We start from the raw sequence: 26,319 nt of genomic DNA, 5'->3' as shown, positions 1-26,319 counted from the left end.
TAAATGAAAAAGCGTGCATTAGTAAGTGTTTCAGATAAAACAGGAGTAGTAGAATTTGTTAAAGGGTTACTAGAACAAGGGATTGAAGTTATTTCAACAGGTGGTACGAAAAAGTTACTAGAAGAAAACGGTTTACAAGTAATTGGTATTTCTGAAGTAACTGGTTTCCCTGAAATTATGGATGGCCGTGTGAAAACGTTACATCCAAATATTCATGGTGGTCTATTAGCAGTTCGTGATAATGAAACACATGTAACACAAATGAATGAATTAGGTATGGAGCCAATTGACTTTGTTGTTGTTAACTTATATCCATTTAAAGAAACAATCGCTAAGCCTGATGTAACATTTGCTGATGCAATTGAAAATATTGATATCGGTGGCCCGACAATGATTCGCTCTGCTGCGAAAAATCATAAATTCGTATCTGTAATTGTAGATCCAGTAGATTATGATATTGTGTTAGCAGAACTGAAAGAGAACGGTGAAGTAGCAGAGGAAACAAAACGTAAACTAGCAGCGAAAGTATTCCGTCATACAGCAGCGTATGATGCGTTAATTTCTAACTACTTAACAGAGCAAATGGGTGAAGAAAGTCCAGAAACATTAACGGTGACATTTGAGAAAAAGCAAGACTTACGCTATGGCGAGAACCCACATCAAAAAGCAACTTTCTATAAAGCGCCATTCGCAGCAACGTCTTCTGTTGCATACGCAGAACAATTACACGGTAAGGAATTATCGTATAACAATATTAATGATGCAGACGCAGCGCTTAGCATCGTAAAAGAATTTACAGAACCAGCAGTAGTAGCAGTAAAGCATATGAATCCATGTGGTGTTGGAGTAGGAACTAATATTCACGAAGCATATACTCGTGCTTATGAAGCAGATCCAGTATCAATCTTCGGCGGTATTATTGCAGCAAATCGTGAAATTGATAAAGCTACAGCAGAAAAGTTACATGAAATTTTCTTAGAAATTGTTATCGCACCTTCGTTCTCGCAAGAAGCTTTAGAAGTGTTGCAAAGTAAGAAGAACTTACGTTTATTAACTATAAATATTGAAAAAGCGACAAGTGCAAGCAAAAAACTAACTTCTGTACAAGGTGGACTTCTCGTTCAAGAGGAAGATACGTTATCATTAGATGAAAGTACAATTTCAATTCCAACGAAACGTGAACCTTCAGAGCAAGAATGGAAAGATTTAAAACTAGCTTGGAAAGTTGTAAAACATGTGAAATCAAACGCAATTGTTTTAGCGAAAGATGACATGACAATTGGTGTCGGTGCGGGACAGATGAACCGTGTAGGTTCTGCAAAAATCGCAATTACACAAGCTGGTGAAAAAGCACAAGGTAGCGCGCTTGCATCTGATGCTTTCTTCCCAATGCCAGATACATTAGAAGAAGCAGCAAAAGCAGGAATTACAGCAATCATTCAACCGGGCGGATCAATCCGTGATGAAGATTCTATTAAAGTGGCAGATACTTATGGGATTGCTATGGTGTTCACTGGCGTACGTCATTTCAAACACTAATAGAGGATGTTTAAAAAGTCCGGTCGAGATAACCTTTTATTGATATGAAAAAGCAAACTAGGAGCATAGCTTCTAGTTTGTACTTATTTAATTATTGGGGGATGAAATATGAATGTTTTAGTAATTGGCCGCGGTGGGCGTGAGCATGCTTTAGCTTGGAAGTTTGCACAATCTGAAAAAGTAGAAAAGGTATATGTAGCACCAGGTAATGAAGGTATGAGAGATGTTGCAACACCAGTTGATATTGATGAAAATGATTTTGATGCATTAGTTTTATTTGCAAAAGAGAATAATGTTGAGTTAACTTTCGTTGGACCAGAAATTCCGCTTATGAATGGAATTGTTGATCGTTTTAAAGAAGAGGGACTTCGCGTATTTGGTCCGAATAAAGCGGCTGCTGTTATTGAAGGTAGTAAAGCTTTTACAAAAGAGCTTATGAAAAAGTATGATATTCCAACTGCGGCGTACGAAACTTTTACAGATTATGAAGAAGCAGTACAGTACATTCAAAAAGTTGGTGCACCAACCGTTATTAAAGCTGACGGCCTAGCTGCTGGTAAAGGTGTAACGGTAGCGATGACGCTTGAAGAGGCATTACAAGCTGTGAAAGAAATGCTGCAAGATGTGAAATTCGGCGCGGCAAGTAAGAAGGTTGTTATTGAAGAGTTTTTAGATGGACAAGAATTTTCATTAATGGCATTCGTGAATGGAACAACTGTACATCCAATGGTAATCGCCCAAGATCATAAAAGAGCTTTTGATGGTGATAAAGGTCCAAATACGGGTGGAATGGGTGCATATTCTCCAGTACCACAAATTCCAGAATCAGCAGTTCAAGAAGCGATTCAAACCGTATTGCATCCAACTGCTAAGGCGATGATTGAAGAAAACCGTTCGTTTACAGGTATTTTATACGCAGGTCTTATTTTAACAAATGATGGTCCGAAGGTAATTGAATTTAATGCACGCTTCGGTGATCCTGAAACAGAAGTTGTATTACCTCGATTAGAAAACGATTTAGTTGATGTATGTAACGCTGTATTAGATGAAAGTGAACTAACGTTACAATGGTCAGAAGAAGCGGTAATCGGTGTTGTACTTGCTTCTAAAGGATATCCAGAAGCATATAAAAAAGGTGATATTATTAGCGGACTAGATGCACTGCAAGATGTGATTGTTTTCCATGCAGGTACAGCAATGAAACATGGGGACTTTGTAACGAACGGTGGCCGTGTATTATTTGTTGCTTGTAAGGCAAATAGTTTACAAGAAGCAAAAGATAAAGTATATAAAGAAATCGGTAAAATTGAGAGTGATGGTCTATTTTATCGAAGTGATATAGGATATCGTGCAATTGGGCATGAGATGACGAAAAGTTAATATGTAAAAATCCCGCTGAGGAATCAGCGGGATTTTTTATGCATCTTTATCTTTTTTTAATTTCCCTTTTTGCTTTGCCATTTCTCGAAGTAAATACTCGATGTGTGCATTGACGCTACGAAATTCATCATTTGCCCATTTTTCGATGACTGCGTGTAATTCAGGATCAATACGTAATGGAAAGCTTTTCTTTTTAGCCATAATTACTTATAGCCCTTAGTATAGGCTTCCTGTATTAATAACTGGCTGCGCACCTTTATCTGAAACGATGGCAACTAATAAGTTGTTTACCATATTTGCTTTACGCTCGTCATCGAGTTCTAGTACGCCTTCTTCATCTAACATATGGATGGAATCTTTCGCCATCTTCACAGCACCTTCAACAATTTCTTTTCTAGCAGCTAATACTGCTTTTGCTTGCTGGCGTTGTAGCATTGCATGGGCAATTTCTGTTGCGTAAGCTAAGTGCGTTAAACGAGTTTCTAATACTTCTACACCAGCAATTTCAAGACGCGCCTCTAACTCACGTTTTAATTCTTCAGAGATTTCTTCAGTATTTCCGCGTAACGTAACGCAGGTTTCATCTTGGAAATTGTCATAAGGATATTTTGTTGCAACATGGCGGATTGCCGTTTCGCTTTGAATTTCTACAAATCGATCATAATGTTCAACACCAAACATTGCTTTTGCAGAATCAACAACTTTATATACGATAACAGCTGCAATTTCAATTGGATTTCCATCAACGTCATTTACTTTTAATTTTTTACTGTTAAAGTTTTCAACACGTAAAGATACAGTTTGACGGAATGCGAACGGAATCGTTAAAAATAAACCGTTTTGACGAATTGTTCCTAAATAATTACCGAAGAACGTAATAACCTTTGCTTGATTCGGTTGAACAATACCGATACCTGTAGCGAGAACTGCGGCTAATATAATAGTTAGTGCCGCTCCTATGAAAATTTCTTGTGCAAGGAAAAATACACCGATAGCAGCTAAAATCAAAATTCCAATAATACCGAGAAAACCATTTACATAAAATACTTGTTTTTCTTTCATATGATCGCCTCCTGATATAAAAATGATATCACTTTTATATCATTTTAAGCAAGAGGTATGCATCTAATTTTCTGAATTTTATTGGTTGATATCTTTTATATACATTTTAAGGTTCAAAAAGAGAATATACGTTCTGTTTTATGGTAAAATAAAGAAGACTTAACCGCCCACTGCAGCAGCTAAGTCCCTTTGAGAGCATCTTACATCGTGACAAATGATTCAAAGCGGTTTTGCCAGGATTATATCTTCAATCGCTGACTCAATCTCTTTGTCAGAAGCGTCATAACTTCCTTTTGACTCTGGCTTGTCATGAGTGGAAGTTTGATTCACTTCTTCTTTAGCATGTCCTTTTTCAGCAAAATTCATGCTAGGCATTTTAAATGCCCCCATGTTCATGTATTTTCCGAATTTCCACATTTCAACAACAGGGCAGAAACGAACAATTCCTTCTGCAACTTTCATTGCACCAATCCATAGAAAAATGTTAGACCAAGTGCACCACGGCTTGCGTACAAGTTTAGTTGCACTACATCCGAAGAGGACGAGCCCAAGTGTAATTCGAATTAGAGCGTTTATTGTCCCGATATTTTGCTTCATTAGAAAAACACTCCTTTTTATGAAAGTTGAAATAGATAATACTATTTCTTTTATTAGTATCCCGTTTGATTTTTGGGATATGTAATCCAACATTTGACGTGGAAAAAGATGTTGGAATGTGCGTGTGTGTAAGTAACTTTTTTTGTTATAATGAAAGAATGCATAAAAGGAACTTCAAAATTAAATCCTCTAGTTTAAAAAATATGGAAGAGGTAATTCCAAACTTAATTCTCCGTTTTAAACAAATATTTAAGATGAAGTTAAAACAATAATGATGAAAATAAACTGTTATTTTGAACAGAAATATATATAACTAGAGAAAAGGAAGGGTGTTTTCATGTACGATATTTCCGGATGGAAACATGTATTTAAGCTTGATCCAAATAAGGAGTTAAGCGATGAACATTTAGAAATGATTTGTGAGTCTGGAACTGATGCGGTTATTGTAGGCGGAAGTGATGGAGTTACAATTGATAACGTATTACACATGCTAGTTAGCATTCGTAGATATGCAGTTCCTTGTGTATTAGAGGTTTCTGATGTAGAAGCAATTACACCAGGATTTGATTTTTATTACATCCCAAGTGTTTTAAATAGCCGAAAAGTAGAATGGGTAACAGGTGTTCATCATGAGGCATTGAAAGAATTTGGGGATATTATGGACTGGGACGAAATTTTTATGGAAGGGTATTGTGTTTTAAATCCAGAAGCGAAAGTAGCCCAGCTTACAGAAGCGAAATGTGATGTAACAGAAGATGACGTTATTGCATATGCTCGTTTAGCAGACAAGCTATTACGTTTACCGATATTTTATTTAGAATATAGCGGTACGTATGGAGATGTTGAACTTGTTAAAAATGTAAAAGCAGAATTGAAACAAGCTAAGTTATATTATGGCGGTGGTATTTCTAATGCAGAACAGGCGAAAGAAATGGCACAATATGCTGATACAGTAGTTGTTGGAAATATTATTTATGATGATATAAAATCGGCGTTAAAAACAGTTAAAGCAGTAAAAGGAGAGTAGGTGCAGGCGTATATGAGTATGACAGATAGATTATTAAACGGTTTAAATCCACAGCAACAAAAAGCAGTACAAACAACGAATGGACCACTTCTATTAATGGCAGGTGCAGGTAGTGGTAAGACACGTGTGTTAACACATCGTATTGCGTATTTACTTGGTGAAAAAGGTGTAGCACCATGGAATGTACTAGCTATTACCTTCACAAATAAAGCAGCTCGTGAAATGCGTGAGCGTATTGATACACTTGTGGGACCAGAAGCAGAAGATATTTGGATTTCGACGTTCCACTCTATGTGTGTACGTATTTTACGACGGGATATCGATCGTATTGGTATTAATCGTAACTTTACAATCTTAGATTCAGGCGATCAGCTAACTGTAGTCAAAAAAATTATGAAAGAGCGCAATATTGATCCGAAGAAATTTGAGCCGCGCTCTATTTTAGCGGGTATTAGTAATGCGAAAAATGAACTGTTATCTGCGGATAAATATGCAAAAAAAATTACAATGGCTGATCCATATGAAAAATTAACGAGCGATGTATACACAGAGTATCAAAAACGTCTTTTGAAAAATAATTCATTAGACTTTGATGATTTAATTATGACCACGATTCAGTTATTTGAACGTGTTCCAGAAGTATTAGAGTTTTATCAGCGTAAGTTCCAATATATTCACGTTGATGAGTATCAAGATACGAACAAAGCGCAATATCTTCTTGTTAAACATTTGGCAGCGCGTTTTAAAAATCTTTGCGTTGTAGGTGACTCTGACCAGTCTATTTATCGCTGGCGTGGTGCAGATATTTCTAACATTTTGTCGTTCGAAAAAGACTATGAGAATGCACAAGTAATTTTGTTAGAACAAAACTATCGTTCGTCACAAAATATTTTAAATGCAGCGAATGCTGTTATTGAAAAAAATACGAATCGTAAGCCGAAGAAATTATGGACAGACAATCAAGTTGGAAGTAAAATCTCGTATTATCGTGCTGCAACTGAAAAGGACGAAGCGTATTTTGTTGCGAAAAAAATTCGTGACGATATTCAAATGGGGAAACGAAAATATACTGATTTTGCAGTGTTATATCGTACGAATGCTCAGTCTCGTATGGTCGAGGAGATTTTCCTTAAATCTAACATTCCGTACAAAATTGTCGGGGGTACGAAGTTCTACGATCGTAAAGAGATTAAAGATATTTTGGCGTACTTACGTTTAATCGGTAATCCAGATGATGAAATTAGTTTTGCACGTATTATTAACATGCCAAAGCGTGGTATTGGTGCGACTTCTATCGATAAAATTATTAATTACGGTGTGCAAAACGGAATTTCATTAACTGCTGTATTTGATGAAATTGAGCATGTTGGAGTAAGTGCAAAAATTACAAAGGCAGTAAAAGAATTTGCGAATTTATTAAATAACTGGGTAAATATGCAAGAGTATTTATCTGTTACAGAATTAGTAGAAGAAGTTATTGAAAAAACAGGCTATCGCGATATGTTGAAAAATGAACGTTCTTTAGAAGCGGAAGGTCGTTTAGAAAACTTAGACGAGTTCTTATCTGTTACGCAAACATTTGAATCTCAAAGCGAAGATAAGAGCCTTGTTGCATTCTTAACAGATTTAGCACTTGTTGCTGATATTGATCGTGTAGATGAAGACCCAACTGCTGGTGAAGAAGTTATTTTAATGACGATGCACTCAGCGAAAGGATTAGAGTTCCCGGTTGTCTTTATTGTTGGCTTAGAGGAAGGGATATTCCCTCATACTCGTTCTCTTATGGAAGAGGATGAAATGCAAGAAGAACGTCGTCTTGCTTATGTAGGTATTACCCGTGCAGAAGAAGAGCTATATTTATCTAACGCGCAAATGCGTACTTTATTTGGTAGAACAAGTATGAACGCTGCGTCTCGATTCATTACAGAAATCCCGACAGAACTAGTGGAATCATTAAATGAAACAGCGCCAAAGCGTGAAACATCGTTTGGTGCAAAAGGCAGAACGGCAAGTAGCGGCAAAACGACAATCACAACGACAACACGCTCTCGTTCAGCTTTCGCGCGCCCTGCAGCTAAGACGACAGGCGGCGAACAAATTGGCTGGGCAGTAGGAGATAAAGCTTCCCACCAAAAATGGGGAGTCGGTACAGTTGTAAGTGTAAAAGGTGAAGGTGATGCAAAAGAATTAGATATTGCATTCCCAAGCCCAATTGGTGTTAAACGTTTGTTAGCAAAATTTGCACCTGTGACGAAACAATAGAAAGGAATGAGGATATGTCAAAAGAGATAGCAAAAAAACGTATAGAAGAACTGCGTGATTTATTAAATACATTTAACTATCAATATCACGTATTAGACAATCCTTCTGTTTCTGATGCGGAATATGACCGTAATATGCAGGAGCTTATAAAATTAGAAGCAGAGAACCCAGAGTTTATGAGTGAAGATTCTCCCTCCGTTCGCGTTGGGGGGACTGTTCTTGATATATTTGAAAAAGTAACACATAAGTCACCAATGTTAAGTTTAGGAAATGCATTTAACGAAGGAGATTTACGTGATTTCGACAGAAGAGTACGTCAAGGAATTGATGGTGCGAATGTAAGATATATATGTGAATTAAAAATTGACGGGCTTGCCGTTTCGCTTCATTATGAAAAAGGACGCTTCATTCAAGGGGCGACACGTGGTGATGGTGTAACGGGCGAAGATATTACTCAAAATTTAAAAACGATTAAAGCTATCCCACTTCGTTTAAATGAAGAAGTAACGTTAGAAGCACGAGGCGAAGCTTATATGCCGAAGCGTTCATTCGTTAAACTAAATGAAGAAAAAGAGCAAAATGGAGAAGATGTATTTGCGAATCCGCGTAATGCAGCAGCAGGTTCAATACGTCAACTTGATCCGAAAATTGCAGCGAAGCGTAACTTATCTATGTTTGTGTATGGTCTTGCGAATGTAGAAGAAAAAACAATTCCATCACATAGTGAATCGCTTGATTTCTTAGGTGAACTTGGATTTAAGACAAATCCAAATCGCCGTACATGTGAAACAATTGAAGAAGTTATAGCTTATGTAGAAGAATGGCAAGAAAAACGTCCGCATCTTGATTATGAGATTGATGGAATCGTTATAAAAGTAGATGATGTTGCCCTTCAAGAAAGTCTAGGAACTACAGCGAAGAGTCCAAGATGGGCGATTGCTTATAAATTCCCGGCTGAAGAAGTTGTAACGAGATTAACAGGCATTGAATTAAGTGTTGGCCGAACAGGAGTTGTAACACCGACTGCAGAACTAGAGCCAGTGAGAGTTGCTGGTACGATTGTTCGTCGTGCTTCTTTACATAACGAAGATTTAATTCGTGAAAAAGACATTCGAATTGGTGACTACGTTGTTGTGAAGAAGGCTGGAGATATTATTCCTGAAGTTGTGAACGTTATTTTTGATAAGCGTACTGGTGAGGAAGAAGAATACCGCATGCCAACTCATTGTCCAGCATGTGAGAGTGAACTTGTTCGTTTAGAAGAAGAAGTAGCACTTCGTTGTATAAATCCAACTTGTCCTGCTCAAATTCGAGAAGGGTTAATCCATTTCGTTTCAAGAAATGCAATGAATATTGATGGACTTGGAGAACGTGTCATTACACAACTGTTTGATGCAGATTATATTCGTACATTTGCTGACTTATATGCATTGACGAAAGAGCAATTATTACAGTTAGAACGTTTTGGTGAAAAATCAGCAACAAACTTAATACAAGCAATTGAAAAGTCTAAAGAAAACTCGTTAGAGCGATTATTATTTGGTCTTGGAATTCGCCACGTTGGAGCGAAAGCAGCACGTACATTTGCAGAGCACTTTGAAACGATGGATGAGCTTGTAAAAGCAACGGAAGAAGAACTAAAAGCAATTAATGAAATTGGCGAAAAAATGGCTCAATCTGTTGTGACATATTTTGATAATGAAGATGTATTAGAGTTATTACAGCAGTTTAAAGAGTATGGCGTGAATATGACATACAAAGGTATAAAAATTGCAGATTTACAAAATGTTGAATCTTACTTCGCAGGAAAAACGGTTGTTTTAACAGGTAAGCTAGAAGTTATGGGGCGAAGTGAAGCGAAGAAGAAGATTGAGGCATTAGGTGGAAAAGTAACGGGAAGTGTTAGTAAGAGTACGGATTTAGTTGTTGCAGGTGAAGCGGCTGGTTCGAAATTAGCACAAGCGGAGAAACATAATGTTGAGGTTTGGAATGAAGAGAGGTTCTTACAAGAGCTAAATAAGTAAGAGGTGCAAACTTACCATGAAAAAAATAGCATTAGCGGTATTAAGCCTTGGCCTACTTGTAAGTGGGTGTAGTGCAGGTGCCGACAAAGATGAAAAAGTGGCTGAGAAATCGGGGAAAGCAAAAGAACAATCAGTTGTTCCAAAATACGCTATTTCGGATGAATATTATAAGACGACTATTCCATTTGATGGTGGAAAGGCACGTGGTTTAGTCGTGCAAGGGTTAAATAGTCGTCTTGATATAGATGAATTTGAAACAGGGTTAATGCGAATTGCAAAAGAATCATTTAGTACGAAAGATAATTTTTTAAAAGGCGGAAAAGCTCTAGATACTCAAACTATACAGATGCTTGTTAAAAGAAAACGTACAGATGCTGAACAAAAGGAACTAGAGGACAAATTAAAAAAAGATGCAGTTAAATTTCCTAATATAGGATTAAACCCTGCATTAGGAACAGGATCCGAATCACTAGAAGTGAAAAATAAAAAAAATCCAATATATATTTCGAATATTTTAGAGCATGATTATTATGTGAAAAAAGGCGATAACGGCGAGGAACGCGTTGGTATGGTAGTTGGATTAGCGATGAATTCTGTTCAATATTTTAACGAAGAGCATGGTTATCCACGTGAAGCTGCAATCCCGGATGAAAAGATGTTAGCTGAAGGGAAAAAAATGGCGCAAGAAATTTTGAAAGTCATACATCAAAAAGAACCTGAAAGCAAAAATATTCCAATAACATTTGCGATTTATCGCCAAGCTCCAAAGTCTTCGCTCGTGCCAGGTAATTTTGTTTCTTATGCAAATGCCGAAAAAGGTAGTGAAACGGTTGAAGATTGGAAACAAATTAATGAAAAATATTATTTGTTCCCATCAGAGCAAGCGAAAACAGATAATAAACGTGAAGACCTTGCAAGAGTATCCAACTTTAAGGCAAAACTAAGCGATTATTTCCAAGGCGATTATACAGCTGTTATTGGTACTGGTATGTATAGAGATGATGAATTAAGAGAAATGAAGCTTGATATTCCTGTCCAGTTTAATGGAAAAGCTGAAATAGTTGGTTTTACACAATATGTGGCAGGGCTTGTTATGGAATACTTCCCGAATTATATGAAAGTACAAGTAACGATTAAATCTGTAGAACGCCCAGAAGCTATTATTATACGTGAAGCAAAACAAGATGAACCACTTGTGAAGATTTTAGATTAAATATGAAGGCTGTTCCTCTATGGAACAGCTTTTTTTCTTATGTAATTTTGTTATAATTTAAAATGTTGTAAAAAATAGGGGTAAGGGGTAAAGCTCATGGAAGAATTAAGTTTTCAAGTCATTATTTTATTAATTGCATTCGGTTTTTTAGCAGCTTTTATTGATTCCGTTGTTGGAGGAGGAGGGTTAATTTCGCTTCCTGCACTTATGTTTGTTGGCTTATCGCCAGCTTCGGCAATTGCAACGAATAAATTAGCGGCAACAATGGGGACGTTTACGAGTGCGATGTATTTCATTCGATCAGGAAAAGTTGATTTTAAAATTGTAGGAAAGTTAATCCCGTTAACTATTGTTGGAGCTGTTGCAGGTGCTTTAGTAGTAAAATTTATTCCACCGGATATTTTACGCCCATTAGTACTTGTAATGTTGGTATTTATTGCTATTTATATTATTGCAAAAAAGAATTGGGGAAGTGTGTCTACCTATAAGAAGATGACGCAAAGAAAAACATTAATATTTTTCTTTGCTATTTTAATGATAGGATTTTATGATGGATTTTTTGGACCAGGGACAGGGTCGTTTTTAATTTTTGCATTTTTATTAATTGGCCTGGATTTTATTCAAGCGGCAGCATCTGGAAAACTTTTGAACTTTGTTAGTAATATTGTATCTTTAATTACTTTTTTATTTTTAGATATAATTCATTTTGAATACGGTATTATCATGGGATTATCAATGATCTTAGGTGCTTATTTTGGATCGAAGTTTGCGGTTCAAAAAGGTGTTGGATATGTAAGGACTTTATTTTTATTAGTTACTATATTATTGATCGGGAAAAATGTTTTGGAATATACTCATATTTTGTAGATTCATACGCATGTATGAATCTCTTTTTTTTATTATATTTTAAAAATTTATTAATTTTTAAAATATAAGTCTAGGAATATTTGAATAAATCTAAATTATCGTGTAGAATAATGTTGTAAAATGTAAACGTTTTTCTAAGGGGAGGCTAAAAAAAATGGTAGTAGCATACAAACATGAGCCATTTACAGATTTTTCAGTGGAGGCTAACAAATTAGCGTTTGAAGAAGGTTTAAAGAAAGTAGAATCTTATCTTGGACAAGACTATCCATTAATTATTGGGGGAGAAAAAATCACTACAGAAGACAAAATTGTTTCTGTAAACCCTGCAAATAAAGAGGAACTTGTTGGTCGTGTTTCAAAAGCAAGCCGTGAGTTAGCTGAAAAAGCAATGCAAGTAGCGGATGAAACATTCCAAACTTGGAGAAAATCAAAGCCAGAAATGCGTGCAGATATTTTATTCCGTGCTGCAGCAATCGTTCGTCGCAGAAAACATGAATTCTCTGCTATTCTTGTAAAAGAAGCAGGTAAGCCATGGAATGAGGCAGATGCTGATACAGCAGAAGCAATCGATTTTATGGAATATTATGGTCGTCAAATGTTAAAATTAAAAGACGGTATTCCAGTAGAAAGCCGTCCAATTGAATATAATCGTTTCTCTTACATTCCATTAGGAGTAGGTGTTATCATTTCTCCTTGGAACTTCCCATTCGCAATTATGGCAGGTATGACAACAGCTGCTTTAGTTTCTGGTAACACAGTATTACTAAAACCAGCTAGTACAACTCCTGTAGTAGCAGCGAAATTTATGGAAGTATTAGAAGAAGCTGGCTTACCAGCTGGCGTAGTAAACTTCGTTCCAGGTAACGGTTCTGAAGTTGGTGACTACTTAGTAGATCATCCTCGTACACGTTTCGTAAGCTTCACGGGATCTCGTGATGTAGGTATCCGCATCTATGAGCGTGCAGCGAAAGTAAACCCAGGACAAATTTGGTTAAAACGCGTTATCGCTGAAATGGGCGGTAAAGATACAATCGTTGTTGATAAAGAAGCAGATCTTGAATTAGCAGCTAAGTCTATCGTTGCATCAGCATTCGGATTCTCAGGACAAAAATGTTCTGCATGTTCTCGTGCAGTAATCCATGAAGATGTATATGATCATGTATTAAATCGTGCTGTTGAATTAACAAAAGAATTAACAGTTGCTAACCCAGCAGTATTAGGTACAAACATGGGTCCTGTTAATGACCAAGCTGCATTCGATAAAGTAATGAGCTATGTTGCAATTGGTAAAGAAGAAGGTAGAATCTTAGCAGGTGGCGAAGGAGACGATTCTAAAGGCTGGTTCATCCAACCAACAATCGTTGCTGACGTTGCAGAAGATGCTCGCTTAATGAAAGAAGAAATCTTCGGACCAGTAGTAGCATTCTGTAAAGCGAAAGACTTCGATCATGCACTTGCAATTGCAAATAATACGGAATACGGTTTAACAGGTGCTGTTATTACTAACAACCGTGACCATATTGAAAAAGCACGCGAAGACTTCCACGTTGGTAACTTATACTTCAACCGTGGATGTACTGGTGCAATCGTAGGTTACCAACCATTCGGTGGCTTTAACATGTCTGGTACAGACTCTAAAGCTGGTGGACCTGATTACTTAGCACTTCACATGCAAGCAAAAACTACTTCTGAAACTTTATAAGAAATAGTAGAGGAGCTCTTCACAGAATGTGAAGAGCTCCTTTTAAAATTGAAATCCTATATATTACCATCGTTCGAAGGGAATGAGCTAAAACCTATTAATAGCGGGATAAACATGTGAACAGAAATAAAATGATGAGAAAAGTTGACTTATTAGTCATATTTTTTAGTATTCATTTTGAGAATTTCCTGTATAATACAATTTGAAAGAAAATCTATGGTTCGACAAGGAACACTCCTTTCGGTTTTGCTCACTGAAAGGAGTGTTTTTTTATGTAGCTAAAAATTCTTGCGTGCTTATTACATTTGCATATACGCCATTTAAACTAGCTAAAATTGTATTGTGAATGTAAACAGCTGGTATAGTAGCGTTCTTAAAAGACAGGTCTTTTGTAGCACAAGCATCATGTATAACGGTACATTGAAAGCCAAAATCGAATGCAGCCCTTACTGTAGCATCGATACACATATGAGTCATCATCCCACATACAACGACATGTTCAATATTTAAACGTTTTAATTGCTCTAGAAGATTAGTTTCTCGGAAGCTATTTGGATAATGTTTGACTATAACTGTTTCTTCTCTAAGTGGACGTACGCTTTCGTGAATATGTACACCTTCTGTATTAGGTAGGAAAAAAGTAGCGTCATCTTTTATAGCTACGTGTTGGATATGAAAAATAGGTTCGCTGTTTGTTCTAAAGTGTTGTAATAACTGATTAGCATATTCGCTTGCTTCTACTGGATTACGCAATTCCATCTTTCCATTTGGAAAATAATCGTTTTGAATATCGATGAGTAAAAGAGCTGTTTTCATATATTTATCTTCCTCCGAGTTTCATATTCAAATAAATTTATTCAATTCGTAGAGAAGATTCTCCTGTTTAAAAATATGAGGAAGAAGAATTTTAAATAACCTTGAAAGTTACTATTTTCTCATGAATTTTCATCTGAAAATTTTAATAAAGGAATAATTAATATTTTTCTAAAAAATGTATTGACTCTTATTATTCTGAGTTCTATAATGAGAATTAATTAAACGACAATTAAATCGATACATTCTTATCCAGAGAGGTGGAGGGACTGGCCCTACGATACCTCAGCAACGGGTTTTTTTAATACCGTGCTAACTCCAGCAAGCCATATAAAGGCTTGGAAGATGAGAAGATGTGAATGAGTACATATAAGTGCTCTCCTTCTTATCTTTATGGTTGATAAGAAGGAGAGCACTTTTTATTTTACCTCGAAAGCTCTGCTTCAAGTTTTTACAGCATATAGGAGGGGAAAAAATGATTTCTTTTAACAATGTAAGTAAAGTGTATGAATCAGCTGGGCAATCTGTTCATGCGGTAGAGGATGTAACATTATCAGTTGAGAAAGGCGAAATTTTTGGCATTATCGGTTTTAGTGGCGCTGGAAAGAGTACGTTATTACGCCTAGTAAATATGTTAGAGAGACCGACGGCAGGAACGATTTCAATAGATGATAAAGATATTACATCATTATCGACGAAAGAATTACGTAAACTAAGACAAAGAATCGGAATGATCTTTCAAAGTTTTAATTTATTTAATTCAAGAACAGTATTTGGAAATATTGCTTATCCATTAAAGTTAGCGAAAGTACCAAAGAATGAGATAAAAGAAAGAGTAAATGAACTGCTGAAGTTTGTAGGGTTAGAAGATAAAGCAAACTATTACCCAGAGCAGCTATCAGGTGGACAAAAGCAACGTGTGGGCATTGCTAGAGCACTTGCGACATCGCCAGATATTCTTATATGTGATGAGGCAACATCAGCCTTAGATCCAGAAACAACGACAGAAATTCTAAACTTATTAAAGAAAGTAAATAGAGAATACAATTTAACAATTCTTCTTATTACACATGAAATGCATGTTGTGAAAGAAATTTGTCACCGTGTAGCTGTAATGGAGAAGGGAAAAGTTATTGAAGAAGGAAAACTGTTTGATGTTTTCACGCAACCAAAAACAAAGACGACTCAAAACTTTGTACGTTCTGTCATTAATGATCATTTACCGGAAAGTGTTCTAGCGAAAATTCAAAATGGTGGTCAAATTTATCGTCTAACATTTACTGGTGAGGAGACAGGACAGCCGGTACTATCATATATCGCAAAAAACTATAACGTCGATGTAAATGTACTGTACGGAAATATTATTGAACTTCAAAATGTGCTATTTGGAAATCTTCTTGTAGAGTTGCAAGGGGAGCAGAGGGAAATTCAAAAAGCATTACAACATCTAAGACTGCAAGTGCAGCTGAAGGAGGTAGAAGCTCATGCGAGTTGATTGGAGTATATTTTGGCCGCGCATACTAGATGCGACGGGGGATACCCTCTTAATGGTAATTGTAACCCTTATATTTGCTACAATTCTTGGTATACCGCTAGGTTTACTTTTATATGTAACGAGAAAAGGAAACTTTTTAGAAAATAAATGGGTCTTTTCTATTCTTAACATCATAATTAATACAATTCGTCCGGTACCATTCATTATCTTTTTAGTAGCGTTAAGTCCACTAACGAGAAGTGTTATCGGAACGACGATTGGAACAGCAGCAGCAATTTTCCCGATGACCTTAGTCGCATCAATTGGTATTGCTAGAATGGTTGAAACAAACCTTGTTTCCGTTCCGAAAGGAGTAATTGAAGCAGCGCAAGCAATGGGCGCCTCGCCAATTAGAATTGTTTTTGAAATCCTTGTACCAGAAGCGTTAGCACCATTAATCTTAGGTGTCACATTTATGACAGTTGGTTTAATTGAATTTTCTGCAGTTGCTGGGCTTGTCGGTGGTGGCGGTCTTGGTGATTTAGCAATGACATATGGTTATCAACGTTTTGATACATCAGTTATGTTCGTAACGGTCGTGTTACTTATTATTCTCGTACAGATAGCTCAAAATTTAGGGAATTACTTTGCGAAAGTCTTGTTACGCAGATCATAAAAAGGAAGAGAGGAAAAGAAAATGAAGAAAATTTTAGCATTTGCATTATCAGCGATTGTAGGAGTCTCAGCATTAAGCGGCTGCTCAAGTGGAGACACGGGTGCAGGAGCGAAAGAAAAAGTAGTTCGCGTCGGTGTAACTGGAACGGATGGAGACGCTTGGGAAATTTTGAAGAAAAAAGCTGAAAAAGAAGGGATTAAGATTAAACTGGTGGAGTTCTCCGATTACACAACGCCAAATAAAGCGTTAGCTGATGGAGATATTGAACTAAACTCATTCCAGCATATTGCGTTCTTAGAGCAATTTAAAAAGGAACATAAGTTAGATATTACAGCTGTTGGTACAACACAAATTGCACCAATGGGTTTATACTCTGAAAAATATAAGAAATCAAATGAAATCCCAGATGGTTCAGAAATTGCAATTCCAAACGATCCAACGAACCAAGCACGTGCATTAAAACTTCTTGATGCAGCTGGATTATTAAAGCTGAAAAAGGATTTTGGTCTATTTGGAGATCCAAGTGGTATTGCTGAAAATCCGAAGAAATTAAAAATTACACCGGTTATCGCACAGCAAACACCTCGTGTGTTAAAAGATGTAGCGGCATCAGTTATTAATAACGGTGTTGCTGGTCAAGCTGGATTAGATCCAGCGAAGGATCCTATTTTCTTAGAAGATCCAAAGAATGAAAATGCGAAGCCTTATATTAATATTTTCGCAGCTCGTACGAAAGATAAAGATGATCCAACACTGAAAAAAGTAATTGAATTATACCATTCAAAAGAAGTAACAGATGCAATTAAGAAAGAAACAAATGATGGTTCAATTTCAGTAGATCTTTCACTTGAGGAGCTTGAAAAAATCGTAAAATAATTATTGGGTTTAATGGACTAACAGAAGGAACCCCTCCGCTGTTAGTTCGTTCAACATATAAACTTAACAAACAAACCCTAATTCTGTACCTTCCAATTTTGTATAACGTAGAATCCAATGTTTGTTAAGTAGAGTAATGGACCAGGAGTTTTCCTGGTCTTTTTTTATGAATGAAAATAGCTAGCGAACAGTAAGGTAATCCAAATTATAATGGGATAAGAAAATAAGCTGAAAAGGAGTGTAATTACGAATTGCTTTTGATGAATTAAGTGTTTTTTGGATAAAAAAAAGAAAATAGAAAAGAGAGTAATGAAAAATGCTGATATGACGCCGGGGTTATAGGAGCGATAAATGAAAAACAAAATAATATGTTGAACAGAGTTGAAGAAGATGGCCCCTTGTATAAAAATAATCCAGCATATAGAAGAAAAGAAGTTAAGTTGATATAGAAAGACGATAAGTAATACAAAGATTGTTAATACGGAAATGGCAATGAAAAATTGTTGGCTAGTTATAAGACGGATTGAAAATTGATTAGCAAGGTATTGTGGCATTTGGAAAGCTTCTTCAAGGTTATGAATGAAAAATAATAAGGGAATGATCCAGAGTATAGTAGTCGAATGTTTTTTCATCAATTTACATCACTCCAATAAAGTATAGAAAGCCCAAAAAAAGGCCCTCTATACAGAGATGGTTATTCAATTATGATATTTTTTAAATTAACTTCATGATGCTCTCGTTCTTTCAGATAAGCAGCTAGTTCCTCTTGTAAAATATTTAATATTTGCTTAGCGGATTGCTGGATTGGATTAGGTAGCTCTTCTAATATATGCATCCCGACTTTTACTTTTGTACGAATTACCCTTCGTAGTAATTCCTCATGCATGGACTACACCTCCAAACCGAATATTTAGTACATCTTCATCAAATTTTGCTCCTTGAATAGAAAGGTGTGTTAATGTTTTTGGTAACGTGATGTTCCGTTTAACAGAACCCGCTCGAATAATAAGTTCATCACCTTTTTGATTTAAGGAAAGTTCACTTTTGTTTGAGAAGGGAATGGACAGAACGAAAATATACTCATCGCCATCCTTTTTTACATATTGAGTGCGCCCGTTAAATTTCACTTCTGTAGGGGAATGATCAGTTTTAAATAAAGAATCTCCTACACGTTCTAACATAGACAAACCAACAACTTCTTGTTCAAACATTGGAGCTTCGTAAATAGGAAGGGGTTGAAAACTATCTTGAATTAATGTTTTATATTTCTTCTGTGTATCTTTCCATGCCTGAAAATAAGGATCGGTGACAGTGTTAGGGATGACGCGGTTAATCATAATGGCATCTACGTTATAATCGTATAAATTCAAATAAGTAAAGCTGCGCTGGGCTTCCTTAATGACCATTTTTTCAGGATTTACAACGATGCGGATACTTGTTACTTCTCGATTTGATAAAATATCTCTCATTTCTCCGAGCTGTTCAAGTGTACTTGTTAATTCGTCCATAATATCGTCGGTTGGAAGAGGGACACCAAGGAGTGGTTGAGCTACAGGACGAACGACTTTTAAAACTTTTCTTTTAATAGGAAATAATTTTTCCATCCACCAGCCGAGCATGTCTGGAAAGCTTAGCATTGCTAATGTTTCTCCTGTTGGGGCACAATCAATAATGATAACATCATATGTGTTTTGTTTATAATAATCGAGTACGCGAAGTAGGCTAATTAAATCTTCCATACCGGGAAACATCGTTAATTCTTCTGTTGTAATATCATCGGCTACTTTGGAAGTGAAGAGTAGTGTAATATATTTCTGTAATTTTCCCCATCCTTTTTCCATCTCATAAATCGTATTAATTTCTTGTGCCCACAAATTTTTACGAACTTCTAATGGCTCAGAAGATAGCTTTATACCAAATGAATCTCCTAAACTATGAGCAGGATCTGTGCTCATTACTAATGTTTTTAATCCTTGTTTCGCACTTTGAATTGCTGTTGCTGCTGAAATGCTAGTTTTTCCTACGCCGCCTTTACCTGTATACAAGATAATTCTCATCATTCATATCCCCTTTGTTTCGAATGTCGAATATTACGAGTGTCGAAGTAAATAGTTGAATAAAAACCCAAATAGGGTTTTATTCAATCGGAATGTTTTTCATTTTAGGTGTAGAAACTTTTTCTTCTGTTTTCTGCTGTGATGTAGCAATGTGATTCATGATTTTTTGGAAGATTTGTAGTAAGAATGCTTTTTCTTCTTCTGATAATGCTTCTGTTACTAAGCTAAAGTAATGGGCCGCATTTTGTTTTACTTCTTGAACGAGCATTGCGCCGTTTTCTGTTAACCGAATTAATACAATACGTCGGTCATTTTCATCACGGTAGCGTTCAATATATCCCTTTTTTACAAGGCGATTTATAACCCCCGTCGTTGTACTCATCGGTATATCAAGAAGGTCAGCAATTTTCGTCATTGTAATATCTGTATTTCGTTCCATCCAAAGTAAACAAAATACTTCTGTTTTAGAAAGTGTTAAATCTAGGCTTACCCATTCTTCAGGATAGAAAAGTTTCTTGGCGTTATCTAGCAGTAAGTCTAAAAAATGTTCATATTGCAACAATTAATTCCACTCCCGTATATTTCGAGGTTCGTAATATTTATTTTTATTTTATGTAGAATAGAAATAATTGTCAATGATTTTAATTGTTTTTTCAGATTAGACAGAAAACTTTCTTTAAAATAGTATTCTTTTATGATAGATTTATAAATATAAAACTAGAATTTACATAAAAATCCATCATGGTAAATATACTTATCTATAATGGGTATACAGCTAACGAGGGGGAGAACGATGAGAAGACGTAATACGCAAGCGTTCACATTTTTAGCATGGACTTCATTTGTTTGTGCGCTTTCAGGTATGCTAATTGGGATTTATACGTTAGATGAAACGCTTAGTGTAAAAGGATACTATTTAATTGGAACATTATTTTTAACGATGTCTTGTTTTGTATTACAAAAAACAATTCGTGATAATGAAGAAGATAACGAGAGATTTCCAAAAAATAAACCGTTAGATAAAGAGTAAATTGTAAAGAAAGGCATTTGCCTTTCTTTTTTTATGTAAAAATGGCGTAAGTACTCTGTGTTGACTTGCTTGAAGTACTGAAAATTTGGTATCATCAATAGTATTGTAGATTGAACGATATATTATGGAGGTGGCCTAGCCGTGTCAAGAATTTCCGTTGAGAATGTAAAGCACGTAGCACATTTAGCACGTCTTGCAATTACTGATCAAGAAGCAGAAAAATTTCAAAAACAACTAGATGCAATTGTTACATTTGCAGAACAGTTAAATGAATTAGATACAACAGATGTAAAACCAACAACTCATGTATTAACTATGAAAAATGTTATGCGTGAAGATGTACCAGAAAAAGGTTTACCAGTTGAAGAAGTATTAAAAAATGCACCGGATCACAAAGATAATCAAATCCGTGTTCCAGCAGTATTAGAATAGAGGAGGGGAATTTCGATGTCATTATTTGATCATTCAGTATCAGAGTTACATAAGAAGTTAAACAACAAAGAAATTTCCGTTACGGATTTAGTAGAAGAATCTTACAAACGTATTGCGGATGTTGAAGATAACGTAAAAGCTTTTCTTACATTAGATGAAGAAAATGCACGCGCAAAAGCGAAAGAATTAGATGCAAAAATCGGCGCTGAAGATAATGGTTTATTATTCGGTATGCCAATTGGTGTAAAAGATAACATTGTAACTAACGGTCTTCGTACAACTTGTGCAAGCAAAATATTAGCAAACTTCGATCCAATTTATGATGCGACAGTTGTGCAAAAGCTAAAAGCTGCTGACACAATTACAATCGGTAAATTAAACATGGACGAGTTCGCAATGGGTTCTTCAAATGAAAACTCAGGATTCTACGCTACGAAAAACCCATGGAACTTAGATTACGTTCCAGGCGGATCTAGTGGTGGTTCTGCAGCAGCTGTAGCAGCAGGAGAAGTACTATTCTCTCTAGGTTCTGATACGGGTGGTTCTATCCGTCAGCCAGCTGCATATTGCGGTGTTGTAGGTTTAAAACCAACTTACGGACGCGTATCTCGTTACGGATTAGTAGCATTCGCATCTTCACTTGACCAAATCGGACCGATTACACGTACAGTAGAAGACAATGCATACTTATTACAAGCTATTTCAGGTATTGACCGCATGGATGCAACTTCTGCAAACGTTGAAGTTGGAAACTATTTAGCTGGTTTAACAGGCGATGTTAAAGGTTTACGCATTGCTGTACCGAAAGAATACTTAGGCGAAGGTGTTGGCGAAGAAGCTCGTGAGTCAGTACTAGCTGCTTTAAAAGTATTAGAAGGTATGGGCGCAACTTGGGAGGAAGTATCTCTTCCACACTCTAAATACGCTCTAGCAACGTATTACTTACTATCTTCTTCTGAAGCATCTGCTAACCTTTCACGCTTTGATGGCGTGCGTTACGGTGTTCGTTCTGATAATGTAAATAACTTATTAGATCTTTACAAAAACACACGTAGTGAAGGTTTCGGTGATGAAGTTAAACGGCGTATTATGCTTGGTACATTTGCTCTTAGCTCTGGTTACTATGATGCATATTACAAAAAAGCACAACAAGTACGTACATTAATTAAGAACGACTTTGAAAACGTATTTGCTAACTATGATGTTATTATTGGACCAACAACACCAACTCCGGCATTTAAAGTGGGAGAAAAAGTTGACGATCCAATGACAATGTATGCAAATGACATTTTAACAATCCCAGTAAACTTAGCGGGTGTTCCAGCGATTTCAGTTCCATGTGGATTCGGTGCTAACAACATGCCACTTGGTCTACAAATCATTGGTAAACACTTCGATGAAGCGACAATTTACCGCGTTGCACATGCGTTTGAGCAAGCAACAGACTATCATACAAAAAAAGCAAGTCTGTAAGGAGGCGAGCATAGATGAATTTAGAAACAATTATTGGTTTAGAGGTTCACGTTGAGTTAAAAACAAATTCGAAAATTTTCTCTGCGAGTCCAACAGAATTCGGAGCGGAGCCAAATACACAAACAAGTGTAATTGACTTAGGATACCCAGGGGTACTTCCTACTTTAAATAAAGAAGCAGTTAACTTTGCGATGAAAGCTGCAATGGCATTAAACTGTGAAATCGCAACGGAAACGAAGTTTGACCGTAAAAACTATTTCTATCCAGATAACCCGAAAGCTTACCAAATCTCTCAATTTGATAAGCCAATTGGTGAAAATGGTTGGATTGAAATCGAAGTAGACGGTAAAAAGAAACGTATCGGTATTACACGTCTTCATTTAGAAGAAGATGCTGGTAAATCAACGCATACAGCTGATGGTTCATTAGTAGACTACAACCGTCAAGGTATGCCTTTAATCGAGATCGTATCTGAGCCAGATATGCGTACGCCAGAAGAAGCATATGCATACTTAGAGAAGTTAAAATCAATCATTCAATACACTGGTGTATCTGATTGTAAGATGGAAGAAGGTTCCTTACGTTGTGATGCGAACATTTCTCTTCGTCCAGTTGGACAAGAGAAGTTCGGTACAAAAGCGGAACTGAAAAACTTAAACTCATTCACTTACGTACAAAAAGGTCTTGAGCACGAGCAAGTGCGCCAAGAAAAAGAACTGTTATCTGGTGGTATCATCCAACAAGAAACACGTCGTTATGATGAAGCAACGAAGAAAACAATCTTAATGCGTGTGAAAGAAGGATCTGACGATTACCGTTACTTCCCGGAGCCAGACTTAGTTGAACTTTACATTGATGATGAGTGGAAAGAAGCAGTTCGAGCTTCTATTCCAGAACTTCCAGATGCACGTAAAGCTCGCTACGTTGCAGAACTAGGCTTACCAGCTTATGATGCACACGTGTTAACATTAACGAAAGAGATGTCTGATTTCTTTGAAGCAACTGTTGCAGACGGTGCTGATGCGAAATTAACATCGAACTGGTTAATGGGTGAAGTACTTGCATACTTAAACAAACAACAAAAAGAATTAAAAGACGTTGCATTAACGCCTGCTGGTTTATCTAAAATGGTTCAATTAATTGAAAAAGGTACAATTTCTTCTAAAATCGCGAAGAAAGTATTTAATGAATTAATTGAAAAAGGTGGAGACCCAGAAGAAATCGTTAAAGCGAAAGGTCTTGTTCAAATTTCTGACGAGGGTACACTTCGTAAAGTTGTAACAGAAATTCTTGATAATAATGAGCAATCTATCGAAGACTTTAAAAACGGTAAAGACCGTGCAATTGGCTTCTTAGTTGGTCAAATTATGAAAGCTACAAAAGGACAAGCAAATCCACCGCTTGTTAACAAAATCTTACTTGAAGAGATTAATAAGCGATAATAGTAATGACTTTTAAAGATTAAGCAGAAAAACACCCGTACATGGGTGTTTTTCTAGGTTAATCAAACGTTTGTTTAAATGAGACAAAATCGTTTAAACAAACGTTTGATTAACTGTCAAAAGTGGAAAAATGTTTGTATAGCAACTATGGTATGATAGTTGCAAAAAGGTGGGAATAATGATAAATCTAAACATAGAGGTTTTTTTCATCTCATGAAATAATAGATAGTTATTATTCGTTATATGTAAATTTTTATGGAAGAATGGATAGAAATAAAGTGAAACTTTAATCAGTGGGAGGTTCATCCAAAGCTGATTATTAGCCCTCACCAATCGGGCATTTACTGCCCGCAAATAGCGGGATAAATTTTGGAGTCAAATAAAAAACCATTGAAATGAATATTTACTTTTGATGGACTACACGAATCGGGTTCTTACTGCCTGTTTGAGCGGGATAAAAGAAGGATAGCAAGATGAGAGGAGGTAGGCATGGGAATACTGAATAGAAGTTCAGTATGTTCTTTTTCGATACATAAAGAAATTTCCTGTGCTAATAAATGATGAAGCGAGCAAGAATTATTTATAATCCTACTTCTGGGCGTGAGCTATTTAAGAAGAGCTTACCAGAAGTATTACAAAAATTAGAACAAGCTGGCTATGAGACATCTTGTCATGCGACAACGGGTCCTGGAGACGCTACTGTGGCTGCGAGGCAAGCTGCGGATCGTAAGTTTGATGTTGTTATTGCGGCTGGTGGCGACGGTACATTAAATGAAGTAGTAAACGGTTTAGTTGGGCATGAATTCCGTCCGAAATTTGGAATTATTCCAGTTGGAACGACAAATGACTTTGCACGTGCAATTGGTGTACCTCGTTCTATTGAAGAGGCAGCAGATATTATTTGCGAAGGAAAAACAGTGCCATTAGACCTTGGTAGAGCGAACGATACATATTTTATTAACATCGCTGGTGGCGGTCGTATTACAGAATTAACATACGAAGTACCGAGTAAGTTAAAGACAGTATTAGGGCAGCTTGCTTATTACCTAAAAGGTATCGAGATGTTACCATCATTGCATCCGACATATGTTGAAATTGAGTATGATGGAAAGTTACTACAAGAAGAAATTACGATGTTTTTAATTACGAATACTCGTTCAGTAGGTGGATTTGAAAAGGTAGCACCGTATGCATCTATTAACGATGGGTTATTTGACCTATTAGTACTGAAAAAAGGTTCTATCGCTGATTTAATTAAAGCAGCAACACAAGCACAACGTGGTGAACATATTAATAATCCAAAAGTGTTATATACACAAGCGAACCGAATTAAAGTACATTCACCAGATAAACTAATGATTAATTTAGATGGTGAGTATGGTGGAGATGCACCGATGGAATTCGAAAATATATATCATTGTTTAGAACTATTTGTTCCTGAACATCAAGAGGATGCCCTGTAAAGGCATCCTTTTTTACTTTGTTAAAATGAATTGTAAATTGGGAGTTAGTTTGATTTTTATGGTATTTTTACAATTCTTTTATTTTACATCCATACTTTATTGATACACTGGAAGAGATAAGAAATGAGAGGTAGGGTGCTATGGAGAAGGTAAAGGCGATATTATTTGATAAAGATGGGACATTAATGGATTTTCATTCAATATGGATAAAAGTAGCTGAAGAACTTGTAGCTGAATGTATAAGTTTATATCATTTACCAAGTACAATGCGGCAGACCTTATTAGAAGAGATTGGTGTAGAGGGAGCATTTGTTAATCCAAGGAGTGCAATAGCTGCTGGAACAAGCCTTGATGTAGCGAAGGGGCTTTGTAATTATATTGAGTTTGCTAGAGAAGAAGAGATGCATCAGTGGGTAAGTGAGAAGTTATTTTCCCTTATGTATGAGCATCGTTCGCATATGAAAATGACAGCAGACTTACCGAAAGTGTTACAGGCATTAAAAGATAAAGGATTTATATTAGGGGTTGTCACGGCGGATGATTTCGCACCAACAGAATTATTTTTAAAACAATATAAGTTGGAGAACTTTTTTGATTATATTATAGCCTCGGATACATTCCCTGCGCAAAAACCAGATAAAAAGATTATAGAAGTGTTTTGTGAGAAATTTAATTTAGAATCATGCGAGGTTGCGGTTGTTGGAGATACGCCAACTGATTTACATTTAGCTAAAAATGGCGATTGCTATGCAATTGGGGTGCTATCTGGTACAGGAGACCGTCCAACATTAGAACCACTTGCTGATTTAGTTTTAGATTCTGTTGGAGAGTTTATTTCTCAATCGGGTGAGTTTTTCTGGGAGAAAGAAAAGTCTAATGTGTAAGGAAAATAAGTCTATAAAGACTCTTA

24 protein-coding genes, 1 pseudogene and 1 riboswitch are annotated in these 26,319 nt (G+C 36.3%); of the genes and pseudogenes, 17 read left to right on the top strand and 8 right to left on the bottom strand.

The window, feature by feature from the left end:
* Nucleotides 1–3: 3 nt before the first annotated feature.
* Complete coding sequence (purH, locus tag ACTFRU_RS24950; protein WP_006926241.1) at nt 4–1,539, top strand: bifunctional phosphoribosylaminoimidazolecarboxamide formyltransferase/IMP cyclohydrolase; 1,536 nt, start codon at nt 4–6, stop codon at nt 1,537–1,539.
* 108 nt (nt 1,540–1,647) lie between these two features.
* Nucleotides 1,648–2,919, top strand: a complete 1,272-nt coding sequence (gene purD / locus ACTFRU_RS24945) for a phosphoribosylamine--glycine ligase (protein WP_440037948.1) — start codon at nt 1,648–1,650, stop codon at nt 2,917–2,919.
* A gap of 36 nt (nt 2,920–2,955) precedes the next feature.
* On the opposite strand, the gene ACTFRU_RS24940 is transcribed toward purD, so the two are convergent.
* From ACTFRU_RS24940 to ACTFRU_RS24930, 3 genes are all read right to left on the bottom strand, one after another.
* On the bottom strand, nt 2,956–3,120 hold the full coding sequence (locus ACTFRU_RS24940) for a toxin-antitoxin system HicB family antitoxin (RefSeq protein WP_001085171.1): 165 nt from the start codon (nt 3,118–3,120) through the stop codon (nt 2,956–2,958).
* 15 nt (nt 3,121–3,135) lie between these two features.
* Nucleotides 3,136–3,981, bottom strand: coding sequence for an SPFH domain-containing protein (locus tag ACTFRU_RS24935; RefSeq protein WP_000660669.1), 846 nt, complete (start codon nt 3,979–3,981; stop codon nt 3,136–3,138).
* 219 nt (nt 3,982–4,200) lie between these two features.
* Complete coding sequence (locus ACTFRU_RS24930; RefSeq protein ID WP_000812345.1) at nt 4,201–4,578, bottom strand: YgaP family membrane protein; 378 nt, start codon at nt 4,576–4,578, stop codon at nt 4,201–4,203.
* A 337-nt stretch (nt 4,579–4,915) separates the two neighbouring features.
* Here ACTFRU_RS24930 and ACTFRU_RS24925 point away from each other — a divergent pair, with 337 nt between their 5' ends.
* The 6 genes from ACTFRU_RS24925 to pruA all read left to right on the top strand — a co-directional run bounded on the left by ACTFRU_RS24925 (nt 4,916) and on the right by pruA (nt 13,673).
* Nucleotides 4,916–5,605 (top strand): heptaprenylglyceryl phosphate synthase, encoded by a 690-nt coding sequence (locus tag ACTFRU_RS24925; RefSeq protein WP_000272103.1) that lies wholly within the window; start codon nt 4,916–4,918, stop codon nt 5,603–5,605.
* A 12-nt stretch (nt 5,606–5,617) separates the two neighbouring features.
* Nucleotides 5,618–7,867 (top strand): DNA helicase PcrA, encoded by a 2,250-nt coding sequence (gene pcrA, locus ACTFRU_RS24920; RefSeq protein ID WP_002164784.1) that lies wholly within the window; start codon nt 5,618–5,620, stop codon nt 7,865–7,867.
* 14 nt (nt 7,868–7,881) lie between these two features.
* The gene (gene ligA, locus ACTFRU_RS24915) at nt 7,882–9,891 is read left to right on the top strand and encodes an NAD-dependent DNA ligase LigA (RefSeq protein WP_086388541.1); all 2,010 of its coding nucleotides are present in this window, start codon (nt 7,882–7,884) and stop codon (nt 9,889–9,891) included.
* A gap of 16 nt (nt 9,892–9,907) precedes the next feature.
* Nucleotides 9,908–11,104, top strand: a complete 1,197-nt coding sequence (locus ACTFRU_RS24910; RefSeq protein WP_440037947.1) for a CamS family sex pheromone protein — start codon at nt 9,908–9,910, stop codon at nt 11,102–11,104.
* A 96-nt stretch (nt 11,105–11,200) separates the two neighbouring features.
* Nucleotides 11,201–11,971 carry a TSUP family transporter gene (locus ACTFRU_RS24905; protein ID WP_000391974.1) on the top strand — a complete coding sequence of 257 codons (771 nt, stop codon included), beginning with the start codon at nt 11,201–11,203 and terminating at the stop codon, nt 11,969–11,971.
* Nucleotides 11,972–12,125: 154 nt separating this feature from the next.
* Complete coding sequence (pruA, locus tag ACTFRU_RS24900; RefSeq protein ID WP_000259555.1) at nt 12,126–13,673, top strand: L-glutamate gamma-semialdehyde dehydrogenase; 1,548 nt, start codon at nt 12,126–12,128, stop codon at nt 13,671–13,673.
* A 250-nt stretch (nt 13,674–13,923) separates the two neighbouring features.
* On the opposite strand, the pseudogene ACTFRU_RS24895 reads toward pruA, so the two are convergent.
* A pseudogene (locus tag ACTFRU_RS24895) lies at nt 13,924–14,489 on the bottom strand (cysteine hydrolase family protein).
* A 242-nt stretch (nt 14,490–14,731) separates the two neighbouring features.
* Nucleotides 14,732–14,838, top strand: a riboswitch (SAM riboswitch).
* Nucleotides 14,839–14,961: 123 nt separating this feature from the next.
* Between ACTFRU_RS24895 and ACTFRU_RS24890 the strand changes: the two are divergent.
* Genes ACTFRU_RS24890 through ACTFRU_RS24880 form a run of 3 tightly spaced genes read left to right on the top strand, consistent with a single transcriptional unit; the run spans nt 14,962 to nt 17,512 of the window.
* Entirely contained in the window at nt 14,962–15,981 is a 1,020-nt protein-coding gene (locus ACTFRU_RS24890) for a methionine ABC transporter ATP-binding protein (protein WP_000622969.1), read from the top strand.
* Nucleotides 15,971–16,636, top strand: coding sequence for a methionine ABC transporter permease (locus ACTFRU_RS24885; RefSeq protein WP_001261865.1), 666 nt, complete (start codon nt 15,971–15,973; stop codon nt 16,634–16,636). The genes ACTFRU_RS24890 and ACTFRU_RS24885 overlap by 11 nt, the downstream gene beginning before the upstream one ends.
* A gap of 21 nt (nt 16,637–16,657) precedes the next feature.
* Entirely contained in the window at nt 16,658–17,512 is an 855-nt protein-coding gene (locus ACTFRU_RS24880) for a MetQ/NlpA family ABC transporter substrate-binding protein (protein WP_000721599.1), read from the top strand.
* 164 nt (nt 17,513–17,676) lie between these two features.
* On the opposite strand, the gene ACTFRU_RS24875 is transcribed toward ACTFRU_RS24880, so the two are convergent.
* From ACTFRU_RS24875 to ACTFRU_RS24860, 4 genes are all read right to left on the bottom strand, one after another.
* A complete protein-coding gene (locus ACTFRU_RS24875) occupies nt 17,677–18,144 on the bottom strand; it encodes an HXXEE domain-containing protein (RefSeq protein ID WP_440037949.1) in 468 nt (155 codons plus the stop codon).
* A gap of 62 nt (nt 18,145–18,206) precedes the next feature.
* Complete coding sequence (locus ACTFRU_RS24870) at nt 18,207–18,398, bottom strand: DUF3926 domain-containing protein (RefSeq protein ID WP_000544105.1); 192 nt, start codon at nt 18,396–18,398, stop codon at nt 18,207–18,209.
* Nucleotides 18,391–19,572: an ArsA family ATPase gene (locus ACTFRU_RS24865; protein ID WP_086388542.1), complete on the bottom strand. Its 1,182-nt coding sequence runs from the start codon at nt 19,570–19,572 to the stop codon at nt 18,391–18,393. The genes ACTFRU_RS24870 and ACTFRU_RS24865 overlap by 8 nt, the downstream gene beginning before the upstream one ends.
* A 76-nt stretch (nt 19,573–19,648) precedes the next feature.
* Entirely contained in the window at nt 19,649–20,131 is a 483-nt protein-coding gene (locus tag ACTFRU_RS24860; protein WP_086388543.1) for a MarR family winged helix-turn-helix transcriptional regulator, read from the bottom strand.
* A 231-nt stretch (nt 20,132–20,362) separates the two neighbouring features.
* Here ACTFRU_RS24860 and ACTFRU_RS24855 point away from each other — a divergent pair, with 231 nt between their 5' ends.
* The 6 genes from ACTFRU_RS24855 (at nt 20,363) to ACTFRU_RS24830 (ending at nt 26,293) form a co-directional block, all read left to right on the top strand.
* Nucleotides 20,363–20,599 carry a YiaA/YiaB family inner membrane protein gene (locus ACTFRU_RS24855; RefSeq protein ID WP_001254393.1) on the top strand — a complete coding sequence of 79 codons (237 nt, stop codon included), beginning with the start codon at nt 20,363–20,365 and terminating at the stop codon, nt 20,597–20,599.
* 141 nt (nt 20,600–20,740) lie between these two features.
* Nucleotides 20,741–21,031: an Asp-tRNA(Asn)/Glu-tRNA(Gln) amidotransferase subunit GatC gene (gatC, locus tag ACTFRU_RS24850; protein WP_000086999.1), complete on the top strand. Its 291-nt coding sequence runs from the start codon at nt 20,741–20,743 to the stop codon at nt 21,029–21,031.
* A gap of 15 nt (nt 21,032–21,046) precedes the next feature.
* Entirely contained in the window at nt 21,047–22,504 is a 1,458-nt protein-coding gene (gene gatA, locus ACTFRU_RS24845; RefSeq protein WP_000051433.1) for an Asp-tRNA(Asn)/Glu-tRNA(Gln) amidotransferase subunit GatA, read from the top strand.
* A gap of 14 nt (nt 22,505–22,518) precedes the next feature.
* On the top strand, nt 22,519–23,946 hold the full coding sequence (gene gatB / locus ACTFRU_RS24840; RefSeq protein ID WP_001047685.1) for an Asp-tRNA(Asn)/Glu-tRNA(Gln) amidotransferase subunit GatB: 1,428 nt from the start codon (nt 22,519–22,521) through the stop codon (nt 23,944–23,946).
* A gap of 557 nt (nt 23,947–24,503) precedes the next feature.
* Entirely contained in the window at nt 24,504–25,409 is a 906-nt protein-coding gene (locus ACTFRU_RS24835) for a diacylglycerol kinase (protein WP_000977679.1), read from the top strand.
* Nucleotides 25,410–25,549: 140 nt separating this feature from the next.
* Nucleotides 25,550–26,293, top strand: a complete 744-nt coding sequence (locus tag ACTFRU_RS24830; protein ID WP_088362285.1) for an HAD family hydrolase — start codon at nt 25,550–25,552, stop codon at nt 26,291–26,293.
* The last annotated feature ends 26 nt before the right edge of the window (nt 26,294–26,319 follow it).

Source organism: Bacillus cereus group sp. MYBK220-1, assembly GCF_051916445.1.
Lineage (GTDB): Bacteria > Bacillota > Bacilli > Bacillales > Bacillaceae_G > Bacillus_A > Bacillus_A cereus.
This window is presented reverse-complemented; position numbering and strand designations above follow the sequence as displayed.

Coding starts and splice junctions, on each gene's coding strand:
- ACTFRU_RS24875 (WP_440037949.1), bottom strand. CDS start 18,144: ATGAAAAAACATTCGACTACTATACTCTGGATCATTCCCTTATTATTT.
- purD (WP_440037948.1), top strand. CDS start 1,648: ATGAATGTTTTAGTAATTGGCCGCGGTGGGCGTGAGCATGCTTTAGCT.
- ACTFRU_RS24865 (WP_086388542.1), bottom strand. CDS start 19,572: ATGATGAGAATTATCTTGTATACAGGTAAAGGCGGCGTAGGAAAAACT.
- ACTFRU_RS24835 (WP_000977679.1), top strand. CDS start 24,504: ATGATGAAGCGAGCAAGAATTATTTATAATCCTACTTCTGGGCGTGAG.
- gatA (WP_000051433.1), top strand. CDS start 21,047: ATGTCATTATTTGATCATTCAGTATCAGAGTTACATAAGAAGTTAAAC.
- ACTFRU_RS24935 (WP_000660669.1), bottom strand. CDS start 3,981: ATGAAAGAAAAACAAGTATTTTATGTAAATGGTTTTCTCGGTATTATT.
- ACTFRU_RS24930 (WP_000812345.1), bottom strand. CDS start 4,578: ATGAAGCAAAATATCGGGACAATAAACGCTCTAATTCGAATTACACTT.
- ACTFRU_RS24910 (WP_440037947.1), top strand. CDS start 9,908: ATGAAAAAAATAGCATTAGCGGTATTAAGCCTTGGCCTACTTGTAAGT.
- ACTFRU_RS24905 (WP_000391974.1), top strand. CDS start 11,201: ATGGAAGAATTAAGTTTTCAAGTCATTATTTTATTAATTGCATTCGGT.
- ligA (WP_086388541.1), top strand. CDS start 7,882: ATGTCAAAAGAGATAGCAAAAAAACGTATAGAAGAACTGCGTGATTTA.
- pruA (WP_000259555.1), top strand. CDS start 12,126: ATGGTAGTAGCATACAAACATGAGCCATTTACAGATTTTTCAGTGGAG.
- ACTFRU_RS24925 (WP_000272103.1), top strand. CDS start 4,916: ATGTACGATATTTCCGGATGGAAACATGTATTTAAGCTTGATCCAAAT.
- ACTFRU_RS24890 (WP_000622969.1), top strand. CDS start 14,962: ATGATTTCTTTTAACAATGTAAGTAAAGTGTATGAATCAGCTGGGCAA.
- ACTFRU_RS24885 (WP_001261865.1), top strand. CDS start 15,971: ATGCGAGTTGATTGGAGTATATTTTGGCCGCGCATACTAGATGCGACG.
- ACTFRU_RS24940 (WP_001085171.1), bottom strand. CDS start 3,120: ATGGCTAAAAAGAAAAGCTTTCCATTACGTATTGATCCTGAATTACAC.
- ACTFRU_RS24830 (WP_088362285.1), top strand. CDS start 25,550: ATGGAGAAGGTAAAGGCGATATTATTTGATAAAGATGGGACATTAATG.
- ACTFRU_RS24880 (WP_000721599.1), top strand. CDS start 16,658: ATGAAGAAAATTTTAGCATTTGCATTATCAGCGATTGTAGGAGTCTCA.
- gatB (WP_001047685.1), top strand. CDS start 22,519: ATGAATTTAGAAACAATTATTGGTTTAGAGGTTCACGTTGAGTTAAAA.
- ACTFRU_RS24870 (WP_000544105.1), bottom strand. CDS start 18,398: ATGCATGAGGAATTACTACGAAGGGTAATTCGTACAAAAGTAAAAGTC.
- purH (WP_006926241.1), top strand. CDS start 4: ATGAAAAAGCGTGCATTAGTAAGTGTTTCAGATAAAACAGGAGTAGTA.
- pcrA (WP_002164784.1), top strand. CDS start 5,618: ATGAGTATGACAGATAGATTATTAAACGGTTTAAATCCACAGCAACAA.
- ACTFRU_RS24855 (WP_001254393.1), top strand. CDS start 20,363: ATGAGAAGACGTAATACGCAAGCGTTCACATTTTTAGCATGGACTTCA.